This window comes from Bradyrhizobium sp. AUGA SZCCT0431 (assembly GCF_018131065.1).
Taxonomy (GTDB): Bacteria; Pseudomonadota; Alphaproteobacteria; order Rhizobiales; family Xanthobacteraceae; genus Bradyrhizobium.
Map to the genome: position 1 here is coordinate 60,339 of NZ_JAFCLR010000043.1, position 9,478 is coordinate 69,816.

The 9,478-nt window shown below is 64.0% G+C and carries 7 protein-coding genes; 2 read left to right on the forward strand and 5 right to left on the reverse strand.

Annotated elements, in window-relative coordinates; genetic code table 11:
* Positions 1-10 precede the first annotated feature (10 nt).
* Positions 11-964 (reverse strand): alpha/beta fold hydrolase, encoded by a 954-nt coding sequence (locus JQ567_RS31135; protein ID WP_249165844.1) that lies wholly within the window; start codon positions 962-964, stop codon positions 11-13.
* Positions 965-1,116: 152 nt separating this feature from the next.
* On the opposite strand from JQ567_RS31135, the gene JQ567_RS31140 reads away from it, so the two are divergent.
* On the forward strand, positions 1,117-1,932 hold the full coding sequence (locus JQ567_RS31140; protein WP_212442371.1) for an MBL fold metallo-hydrolase: 816 nt from the start codon (positions 1,117-1,119) through the stop codon (positions 1,930-1,932).
* A 136-nt stretch (positions 1,933-2,068) separates the two neighbouring features.
* Complete coding sequence (locus JQ567_RS31145) at positions 2,069-3,121, forward strand: amidohydrolase (protein WP_212442372.1); 1,053 nt, start codon at positions 2,069-2,071, stop codon at positions 3,119-3,121.
* Positions 3,122-3,145: 24 nt separating this feature from the next.
* Here the strand turns inward: JQ567_RS31145 and JQ567_RS31150 are convergent, their stop codons facing one another.
* The 4 genes from JQ567_RS31150 to JQ567_RS31165 all read right to left on the reverse strand — a co-directional run bounded on the left by JQ567_RS31150 (position 3,146) and on the right by JQ567_RS31165 (position 8,779).
* A complete protein-coding gene (locus JQ567_RS31150) occupies positions 3,146-4,402 on the reverse strand; it encodes an aminopeptidase (RefSeq protein WP_212391782.1) in 1,257 nt (418 codons plus the stop codon).
* A gap of 54 nt (positions 4,403-4,456) precedes the next feature.
* Complete coding sequence (locus JQ567_RS31155; RefSeq protein WP_212442375.1) at positions 4,457-5,818, reverse strand: adenylosuccinate lyase family protein; 1,362 nt, start codon at positions 5,816-5,818, stop codon at positions 4,457-4,459.
* 66 nt (positions 5,819-5,884) lie between these two features.
* On the reverse strand, positions 5,885-6,595 hold the full coding sequence (locus tag JQ567_RS31160) for an SDR family NAD(P)-dependent oxidoreductase (protein WP_212442373.1): 711 nt from the start codon (positions 6,593-6,595) through the stop codon (positions 5,885-5,887).
* Positions 6,596-6,736: 141 nt separating this feature from the next.
* A complete protein-coding gene (locus tag JQ567_RS31165; RefSeq protein ID WP_212442374.1) occupies positions 6,737-8,779 on the reverse strand; it encodes a DEAD/DEAH box helicase in 2,043 nt (680 codons plus the stop codon).
* Positions 8,780-9,478 lie beyond the last annotated feature (699 nt).

Genomic DNA, 9,478 nt, shown 5'->3' on the forward strand with positions numbered 1-9,478 from the left:
CAAAGTCGGCTTACGCCTTGATCAATTCCAGCACCGCCGCTGCAAACGCCTCGGGCTCTTCCTGCGGCAGGTTATGCCCGGCGCGCGGCACCACCCGATGAACCCGGCGGCCGGCGAATTTCGGCGCGCTCTTGCTGCCGTCGGTGGCCGGGCTCACGCCATCCCCGTCGCCGTCGAGCGTAATGGTCGGCACGGTAATGACGGGCTGCGCCGCCAGCCGGCGCTGTATATCCGCATATTGCGGATCGCTCTCGGCCAGGCCGTAGCGATGGCGATAGCTGTGGATGACCACGTCGACATAATCAGGATTGTCGTGCGCGACTGCCGTCCGCTCGAAGCAGGCATCGTCGAACTGCCAGTTCGGCGACCATTGCTGCCACAATAGTTTGGCGATGCCGCGCCGGTCGGCGGCGAGGCCTGCGCGACCGCGTTCGATGTTGAAATAATACTGGTACCAGAGCGGCGCCTCGCGGGCGGGCGGCGCCGGCACCATGGCTTTTGCAATATCCTGGATGTTGTAGCTGTTGACCGAGACCAGGCCGATGCAGCGCTCCGGCCACAATGCCGCGCCGATACAGGCGGCCCGGCCGCCCCAGTCATAGCCCGCGAACACCGCGCGCTTGATGCCGAGTACGTCCATCAGCGCCATCAAATCCGCGCCCAATGCCGCCTGCTCGCCCGACCGCGGCGTCGCCTTGTCGCGAAATCGGGTCAGTCCGTAGCCGCGCAGATAGGGAACGATGACGCGGCAGCCTTCGGCGGCAAGCTGCGGCGCCACGTCCACATAGGCGTGAATGTCGTAGGGAAAGCCGTGCATCAGCATCACGACCGGCCCATCGGCCGGACCCGCCTCGTAATAGGCGATCTTGAGCACGCCGGCATCGATGGAGCGTAGCGGTTCCAGCCGTTTCGACGATGGCGCACGCGCGGCATTTTGGGCTGGCGTTGAGGCTTGCTCGGTCAAGGCGTCACTCCGTTGTGGCATCCGGCCATACGGTATCGCCTAACGCCGGTGAAGCAAATGCGGCACAGGAGCTGTGCGAGATTGACATCATGACGGGCGCTGAATTCGGCGATACAGTATGCCAGCGGCCGTTGCCGCATACGGGTCATGCCATGCTGCGATCGCTTGTGCTTGCCACTGCCTTCCTCGGTTCGCTGATCATTCCGGCGACGGCGCAAGCGCCGCTGCGCAGCGAATGCCTGGCGATGGCCAACGCACCGCCGCGGGCAGTGCCGGTCAGCCTCCGCCGCACCGCGGCCAAGATGGAGGAGGTCGCGATCACCTATGTCGGGCATTCCACCTATTATATCGACACGCCCGGCGGTGTGCGGATCGGGACCGATTTCAACGGCTACTACCAGACCGGGCGACTGCCCGACGTCGTCACCATGAACCGGGCGCATTCGACGCATTTCACGCTGTTTCCCGATCCCAAGATCAAGCATGTGCTGCACGGCTGGGGCGAGAAAGGACAGCCTGCGCTGGTCGGCCTGCGCGTCGACGACGTCTATATCCGCAACGTGACCACCGACATCCGCCGGTACTACGGCGATGGCGCCGGCGGCGAGATGATCAGGGACGGCAACTCGATCTTCATCTTCGAGGTCGCCGGGCTTTGCATCGGCCATCTCGGCCATCTGCATCACAAGCTCGACGACAGCCATTTTGCCGCGATCGGCCGCCTCGACATCGTGATGGTTCCGATCGACGGCACCTTCACGATGTCGCTCGACGGCGTCTCCGAAATCACCAGGCGCCTGCGCGCCTCCGTGGTGCTGCCGATGCACCGCTTCGCGACCCCGCTCGACGAATTCATGCGCCTGATCGGCAAGCAATTCGAGATCGACCAGCGCACCGAGCGAACCCTGAAGATTTCGCGGGAAACGCTGCCCAGCACGCCGACCGTGATCATTCTCGACGGGGTGTGAGGCGAAGGCCAGAATGTCACCGCCGTCATTGCGAGCGGAGCGAAGCAATCCATAGTGCGGCAAGCGGAGAGATGGATTGCTTCGCTACGCTCGCAATGACGAGAGAGCAACGACAAGAATCAGGGAGCGACCATCGATGGCCGTCAGCACTGCACCCGCCTCCAGAAGCGGGCTTTATGCCGATCCGCGCGAAGACTGGCTGGCGCAACATACCGAGGAGATCATCGACCCCGACCGCCCGATCGTCGACCCCCACCATCATCTGTGGGACCGCGGCGGGCAGCGCTACATGATCGAGGAGATGGCGGCCGATATCGCATCCGGCCACAACATCATCGCCACCGTCTATGTCGATTGCCGCGCGATGTACCGCGCGCACGGGCCCGAGGCGTTTCGCCCGGTCGGCGAAGTAGAATTCGCCAACGGCGTCGCGGCGATGGCTGCAAGTGGTGGTTACGGCAAGGCTGCGATCTGCGCCGGCATCGTCAGCCACGTCAATCTGCTGCTCGGCGAGGACGCCAGACCGGTGCTGGAGGCGGAGATCGTCGCGGGCAATGGCCGCTTCCGCGGCATCAGGCATTCCGCGGCGTGGGATGCCGATCCCGATGTCGCCGGCATGTATGCAACACGGCCGCAGGGCCTGCTGCTCGACGCAACCTTCCGCAAGGGGTTCGCCTGTCTCGCCCCACTCGACCTCAGTTTCGAAGGCTGGCTGTTTCATCCGCAGATCGGCGAACTCACCGACCTTGCCCGCGCCTTTCCGGACACCAGGATCGTGCTCGACCATTGCGGCGGCCCGATCGGCATCGGCAGCTATGCGGGCCGGCGCGAGGAGATCTTTCCGGTCTGGAAGGCTTCGATCCAGGAGATCGCCAGATGTCCCAATGTCGTGGTCAAGCTCGGCGGGCTTGCGATGGCCCTGCTCGGCTTTGATTTTCATCTGCGGCCGAAGCCGCCGACCTCGGAACAGGCTGCCGCGGCGTGGCGCCCTTATATAGAGACGTGCATCGAGGCCTTTGGTCCCAGCCGCTGCATGTTCGAGAGCAATTTCCCCCCCGACAAGGGCCAGTGCAGCTACCAGGTGATCTTCAACGCCTTCAAGCGGCTCGCGGCGCAATACAGCGAGGCCGAGAAGACGGCGATGTTCTCGAAGACGGCGACGGACTTTTACAAGTTGCAGCTCGCCTAACTCACGACAGGCGTGAGCGCCCGCTCACGCCCATTCACCCTTGCGGAATACCGGGACGCTGCTGCCGTCGGCATGAATGCCGTCGATGTCGGTCTCGGCCGAGCCGATCATCCAGTCGATATGAATGAGGCTCTTGTTGCCGCCTTGCGCGGCGATCTGCTGCGGCGTCAGCTTGCCGCCGTCGATGAAGCATTTCGAGTAGCATTGGCCGAGCGCGATGTGCGAGGCGGCGTTCTCGTCGAACAGCGTGTTGAAGAACAGCAATCCGCTTTTCGAGATCGGCGACGAGTGCGGCACCAGCGCCACTTCGCCGAGGCGCGCGGCGCCCTCATCGGTGTCGAGCACCTTCTTGAGCACTTCCTCGCCGCGCGAAGCCTTGGCCTCGACGATGCGGCCTTCCTCGAACCGCACCGCGATGTTGTCGATCAGGGTGCCCTGATAGGACAGCGGCTTGGAACTGACGACATGCCCGCTGACGCGCCGGCAATGCGGCGTGGTGAAGACTTCTTCCGTCGGGATATTGGCGTTGCAGGTGATGCCGTTCTTGGCCATCGATGCCCCGCCTTCCCATTCGTGGCCATCGGCGAGACCGATCGTAAGATCAGTGCCCGGTCCCGAATATTTCAGCGCGTGGAAGCGCTGGCCGTTCAGCCATTGCGTACGCTCGCGCAGCACCGCGTTGTGTTTTTCCCACGCTGCGACCGCGCCGTCCTGATCGACGCGCGAGGCCGCGAAGATCGCGTCCGCCAGTTTGGCCACCGCGACGTCTTCCGCAACGTCGGGAAATACCTGCTTCGCCCATGCCGGGCTCGGATAGGCGATGATGTTCCAGTTGGTTTCAAAATTGACGATCTTCTCCAGCGCCGGCTGATAGGCCATCGAATTGGCCTTGCTGGCGCGCGCCACCTTGGTCGGATCCTCGCCCGACAGCAGCATCGGATTGTCGCCGACGATCGCCAGCCGCGCGGTGTTATTGCCGAACGCCTTCGCCATGCCCTCATAGAGCCAGCCGGCGGCGCGATCGAACCCGTCATTGTGGCCGTAGCGATAACGCGACAGCGTGATCTCTTCGTCCGACAGGAACGGCGTCACCAGACCCGCACCGGCCTTGTAGGCATGCTCGGCGATTTTTCGAACCAGCGGCAGCGCCACCGACGGCGCGGTCAAAAGCAGGTCCTGGCCCGGCTGCAACTGCAGGCCGACCTTCACGGCGACCTCGGCAAGGCGGTCGAGTTTCACGGGATCGATCGGCGTCGAAAAATTACGTTCGTGTGCGGTCATGACGGGCCCTCAAATCAATCGTTGCTACAGAGATAGGCGAACCGGCTGAAACCTTCAACGCTTCGACGCCGCCAATACGCGATCGACCATCTCGGGCGCGAGACCGAGATAATTCTTCGGCGAGGTCAGGCGGTCGATGGTCGCGCGATCGATCCGAGATGCGACCCGCGGATCCGCGGACAGCGCATCCGCCAGCGTCATGCCTTTTTCGTTGGCGACACGGCAGGCGTCATAGACGACGTCGTGCGCCTCCTGCCGGCCGATGTCGGGCGCCAGGCCCATCATGACGGCTTCGGCGACGATCAACCCGCGGCTGATATCGAGATTTTCTGCCATCTTCTTCTCGTCCACGATCAGGCCGCCCAACGCGAATTTCGCCTGATGCAGCGCTCCCGCGGTGAGGACAAAACTTTCCGGGATCGCCATCCATTCGGCATGCCACGGCCCGGTGGCGCGCTCAAAGTCCTGCACCATCGCGTCCAGCATCAAACCGGCATGCTGGCGCACGCCCTTGCACGCCGCCAGCATCAGTTCGGATGAAATCGGGTTGCGTTTTTGCGGCATGGTCGAGGACGCGCCGCGGCCCTTCACGAACGGCTCATAGAGTTCGGCAAATTCCGTCGAGGCCATGATCATGATGTCGAGCGCGATCTTGCCGAGCGAGCCCGTGACGAGGCCGAAGAAGTTGATCACTTCCGCCAGCCCGTCGCGCGCGACATGCCAGGTCGAGACGGGCACGCCGAGCCCGAGTTCCTCGCACAGCGCCTTCTGGACCTCAAACCCCTTGTCGCCGAGCGAGGCCAGCGTGCCGGCGGCACCTGCGAACTGGCCGACAAGGACGCGCGGTTTCAATTGCGCGAGGCGTTCGGCGTGGCGATCGAACATCGCCAGATAGATCGCGGTCTTGTAGCCGAACGTCACCGGCAGCGCCTGCTGCAGATGGGTACGGCCCGCCATCGGCGTATCGCGATAACGCTTGGACAGCTCGGCGAGGATGCCGCGAAGGGCGGCGATATCAGCCTCGATGATTTCGAGCCCGGCGCGGACCTGCAGGACCACGGCGGTGTCCATGATGTCCTGCGTGGTCGCGCCCCAATGCACATAACGGCCGGCCTCGCCACATTGCTTCACCATCTGGTGGACCAGCGGCAGGATCGGGTAGCCGACGATATCGGTCTCGCTGCGCAGCAGGTCGAAATCGAATGCCGAGACGTTCGTGCGCTTTGCGATCTCCCCGGCCGCTTCCGCCGGGATGACGCCGCAGCGCGCCTCGGCTTTGGCCAGCGCGATCTCGACTTCGGCGTAACGCGAGATCAGGCTGAAATCCGAGAACACTTCCCGCATCGCCGGCGTGCCGAAGGCGTCGCGGAACAGGATGGAGTCAAGGACGGTGGTCGAGGTCGGAAAGGCGGGCATGTCGTTTCCTGCAGGCAATTCGCTGGAATGACTCATGCCACAATCATTGCCCGTTGGGAAAGTCGATCACCATTTCTCGTGCATGGTTCGGACATCGAGCTCGAACGACCAGGCGCGCGGCGGCTGCTTGTGCAGGAACACAAAGCCGTCGACGATGCCCTCGATGCTGATCAGGCGCTCCTCGCGGCTGGCGGCCTCCGGGAAACGCGTCTTGATCTTTTCGCCGCCGATCGCGCCATCGACCACGACATGGCCGACATGAATGCCGTCGCCGGCATATTCCTTGGCCATCGCCTGCGCCAGCGTGCGCAGGCCCGCCTTCGATGAATTGAAGGCGCCGTAGCCCGAGCGGCCGCGCAGCGAGGCGCTGGCGCCGGTGAACAGCAAGGTGCCCGCGCCCTTCGGAACCATGCGGCGGACCGCCTCGCGGCCGAACAGGAAGCCGCCGAAGCACACGACGCGCCAGCTTTGCTCGAAGTAATCGGCGGTCATGTCGATGATCTTGCCCGCGGTGTTGTTGCCGGCGTTGTAGATCGCCAGTTCGAGGTCGGAACCGGCCTTGTCGAACAACGCGATGGTATCGGCCTCACTGGTGGCGTCGGCGACGACCGCCGTAGCGCGCCCGCCGGCTGCGACGATGTCGGAAACGACGGCGTCGAGCGCCGCCTTGGTGCGGCCGGCAACCAGAACGTTGAGGCCCTCAGTGGCAAACCGCTTGCAGAGTTGCGCGCCGAGGCCCTGATCAGGCCCGACACCGATGATTATCGCCGTTCCCATCCATCTCTCCTGCGCTCGAAGTCCATCAGCCATTTTTTATATGACGACCGTCATCAATTCAATCGAAGGAGCTTCCGCTTCCTGCCGTTCACGAGGATATGAGCGTCGGGTGAATCGCTCCGGGCGGTTGCCGGCGCCGCCTCAGTCGCGGAATTTCTTCTTCGTTTTCCCGAATGCAGGCTTCGCAGCGCCGGCATGTTTCGGCTTGGCGGCGTAAGCGGGCTTCTCCCGGAATGGCCGCTTCTTATCGTAGCGTCTTTCGTTGTCGAATCCGGCCTTTTCGCTGCGAGGCTTGTCGTCATACGGCTTGCTGTCGCGGGATTTGCCGCCGGGCGGCTTGTTGCTCCAGGGCTTTTCGTCACGAGGTTTTTCATCGCGCGGCTTGTCGTCTCTGGGCTTGTCCTGCCGAATCTTGTCTTGCCACGGCTTGCCGTGCGGCCTCGGTGCCCTCTCCTCACGCTCGCGCGCAGGCGGACGCTTCTCGGCCGCGGGCTCGCCCTGCGGGCCCTCGGGCAGCGGCTCGATGCGGATATTGTCTTCCTTGTCGGGACGGCGGAGATTGCCGACAAATTTGTCGGCAGCGCGCGCGGAAATCTCGAACTCGGTGGTGGTGTCCATGACGCGGATGGCGCCGATGTCAGTCTTGTCGATGCCGCCGCGGCGGCAGATCATCGGCAACAGCCAGCGCGCCTCGGCATTCTTGCGGCTGCCGATCGAGGCGCGGAACCAGACACTGTTCTCGCCCATGACGTGGCGCGCCGACGGCTTTTTCGACTTGGATCGTGGACCGGCGTTGCGGTCGTCACCGCGCGGCGCACGACTATCCCTATCTCTTTCGCGGCCCCGATCCTCGCGGCCCCGGCTGCGATGTTCGCCGGGATCGATGATGTCTTCGGGCGACGGCAGCCGCGCGCGATAGAGCCGCGCCAATGCCGCGGCAATATCCTCGGCCGAGCGCTCGGCGAGCAGGGCCTGCGCCAGCATCAGATCTTCGGGCGTGGTTTCTTCGGCGAACAGCGCATCCTTCAGCATGCGCTCCTGGTCGAGCTTGCGGATTTCATCGGCCTGCGCCGGCGTGCCCCAGATCGCATCGATGCCGGCCAGGTTCAGCAGCACTTCCGCGCGCCGCTTGCGCGCCGGCGGCACCAGCAGGACGCTGACACCCTTGCGGCCGGCACGGCCGGTGCGGCCGGAGCGGTGCTGCATGACTTCGGGATCGTTCGGAATATCGGCGTGGATGACGAGATCGAGATTCGGCAGATCGATGCCGCGCGCGGCAACGTCGGTCGCGACGCAAACGCGGGCGCGTCCGTCGCGCAATGCCTGCAGCGCGTGGGTGCGCTCGTTCTGGGTCAATTCGCCGGACAGCGCCACGACCGAGAAGCCGCGCTCCGACAATGTTGCCTGCAGATGCCGCACCGCTTCGCGGGTGTTGCAGAACACCAGCGCGCTCGGCGATTCGAAGAAGCGCAAGGTGTTGACGACCGCATGGTCGACGTCGCCGGGCGCAATCCGGATGGCGCGGTAATCGATGTCGGCATGACCGCCTTCGTCGCCGCCGACCTCGATCCGGAACGCTTCCTGCTGATATTCCTTGGCCAAGGCGATGATGACGCGCGGCAGGGTTGCCGAGAACAATAGCGTGCGCCTTGTCTCCGGCGTGGTCTCGAGGATGAACTCCATATCCTCGCGAAAACCGAGATCGAGCATTTCGTCGGCCTCGTCGAGCACGACGGCCTTCAATTCGGAAATGTCGAGCCGGTTGCGCCTCAAGTGATCGCACAGCCGCCCCGGGGTGCCGACCACGATGTGGGCGCCGGCCGCGAGCTCGCGCTGTTCACGGCGCGGATCCATGCCACCGACGCAGGAAACCACGCGCGCATCGGCGTATTGATAGAGCCAGGCGAGTTCGCGATGGACCTGAAGTGCCAGTTCGCGCGTGGGTGCTACGATCAGCGCCAGCGGCGCGCCCGCCCGCTCGAATCGCTCGGCTTCGCCGAGCAGCTCGGCGGCAATGGCGAGGCCATAGGCGACGGTCTTGCCGGAGCCGGTCTGCGCCGACACCAGCAGGTCACGCCCGGCAGCGTCATTTGCCAGCACGGCGGTCTGGACCGGCGTCAGGGAATCGAAATTGCGCTCGGCCAGGGCTCGGGCGAGCGGCGGACTTGTGGTCAGGGATGTCACGAGATCAGAACCTTAATGGGCGCATCTGCGCCGGAAAGCCTGACAACGCCTCGAACCATACGATTGAGGCTGCCGGCTGGAGGATGCGCGGGTCCGATGACCCGAACGATTTGAATGAGATAGGCTCCCTTTAGGCCATTCGCAGCCAAAGCGCCATGGAATGTTGGTGGAGGCTGCATTGCGTCGTTAACGGCGGTCTATGGTGTTGATATTGCTACATTAAGGCGATGATCGCGCACCGTCGGGAGTTCGTCATCCCCGCGAAGGCGGGGATCCAGTACGCCGCGGCTTCTCGGTTCTGTCACTGACGCCTCTGGAATACTGGGTCGCCCGGTCAAGCCGGGCGATGACACTGAATATGAGTTGGCGTTCTCGCGACGCATTGCGCCCGAGGTTTGCTGGAAACTTCCCGCCCTCGATTGAGAGGGCGCAGGGAAGACCGGGTGCGCGCTGCACCCGCGGTCTCGTGTGCGATTTGCACTTGGTAGGCTGCACACGAGCATACAGGGCAGCGGAGAACACCCGGCCTTCCCTGCGCAATGGCTTTACGGCTTATAACGCGATCTCCCCGGTGAACGGGCTTTCTTGCCACCGTCGCTCCCGATCAGCTTTTGGCTTCTCGGGAACTTGACACCAGCAACGGGGTGTCAGGACCACGCGCCTTCGCCGTACGCCTCTGTCGCGTTACGTCTTCGCAAC